This window comes from Shinella sp. G-2 (assembly GCF_050172695.1).
Lineage (GTDB): Bacteria > Pseudomonadota > Alphaproteobacteria > Rhizobiales > Rhizobiaceae > Shinella.
The window spans coordinates 1-1,625 of record NZ_JBBEYH010000060.1 but is presented as its reverse complement, the minus strand read 5'-3'; the positions used below and the strand labels follow the sequence as shown (position 1 = coordinate 1,625).

Below are 1,625 nucleotides of genomic sequence, written 5' to 3'. Positions count from 1 at the left end.
GCCAGCGGCGAGCCGGCCTTGATTTCGATCACGGTTGGGACGGAACGGGTTGCGGATGCGGTCAGTTCGCTTTCGAGTTCGGCAAGCGAGGCGGGACGCGAGGCCTCGCAGTCGAGCGCTCTGGCAAGACCCACGAAGTCCGGCGTGAAGATGTCGACGCCGATCCGCGGAATGTCCCGCTCGGCCATGAACGCCTTGATCTCGCCGTAGCTCGTGTTGTTCCAGATGATCACCGCCGTCGCGATGCCAGCTTCCACGGCGCTTGCCAGTTCCTGTACGGAGAATTGCAGTCCGCCGTCACCAATCAGGCAGACCGACGGACGGGCGGGCGCGCCGAGTTTCGCGCCGAAGGCCGCCGGCAGGCCGTAGCCGAGCGTGCCGTAGCCGGTCGAGGAGTTGAAGAACGACCGCACCTGCGGCGCCTGATAGATCTGGTTGACCGCATAGACCGGCTCGGTCTGGTCGCCCGCCACCGTCGCATCGGGCAGCGCCCGCGTGACGATCTCCATCAGCCTGCCATGGGTGCGACAGGCCGGCCAGAGACCGGCCGCCACCTTCTCGCGCACCGTTCTGGCACGCGCGGCTCCATCGCCGACTTTCCGGGCCCCGCCGAGGGCGGCGTTGAGGCTCGTTGTCGCAAGCTTTGCATCGGCGGCGATCGGCACGTCGCAGCGAAGGCCGGTGACGATCTGCGCCGGGTCGATGTCGATGCGGATCAGCGGGCCGCCGAAGGCAAGCGGTTTGGGTTCGGGATACATCTCCGTCTCGCCGAACTCCGTGCCGATGGCAAGGATGGCGTCGCTGGCGGCAAGTTCGTCGAGCAGCGGCGGCATGGCGAGATTGCCCGTCATGGTCAGGGCATGGCCGGGCTTGAGGATGCCGCGGCCGTTGATGGTCATGAAGACCGGGGCATCGAGCTTTTCGGCGATGGCCGTAATCTCGGCGGCGGCATCGGCGGCACCGCCACCGGCGACGATCATCGGACGCTTCGCCCCCTTGAGGATGGCGGCAGCCTTCGCGATGGCGGCGGGATCAGCCGCGGCGCGGCCGGGCAACGGCCAGGCCTGGGCGGAAAGATGTCCGGCCTCGGCGACGATGACGTCGAGCGGGATTTCGATATGGACGGGACGCGGACGGGCCGAGTTGAACACGGTGAAGGCGCGGGCCATCACCTCGGGCAGTTGCGCGGGATCGAGCAGGGTGTGGCTGAAGGCGGCGACGCCCGCCACGAGATTGCGCTGGGAGGGCAGTTCATGCAGCCGTCCCTGCCCCATGGCGAGCTGATCGCGGGCATTGACCGCGGAGATGACCAGCATCGGCACGGAATCGGCATAGGCCTGGCCCATGGCGGTGGCGATGTTGGTCATGCCGGGGCCGGTGACGATGAAGCAGACACCCGGCTTTCCGCTGACGCGCGCATAGCCATCGGCCATGAAGCCGGCGCCCTGTTCGTGGCGCGGCGTGACGTGGCGGATCTTCGTGGCCGGAAGGCCGCGATAGAGCTCGACCGTGTGGACGCCGGGGATGCCGAAGATCAATTCGACGCCGTAGGATTCCAGAAGTCGGACGAGATATTCGCCGGTCGTAAGACGGGTGTCTGCCATGTTTTATCGCCTTTGTACGCC

General features: G+C 67.1%; 1 protein-coding gene. It reads right to left on the bottom strand.

Annotated elements, in window-relative coordinates:
• Positions 1 to 1,604, bottom strand: a 1,604-nt coding sequence (locus tag V8U06_RS29070) for a 5-guanidino-2-oxopentanoate decarboxylase (RefSeq protein WP_427143631.1), incomplete at its 3' end; no start/stop codon positions are given.
• Positions 1,605 to 1,625: the final 21 nt, after the last annotated feature.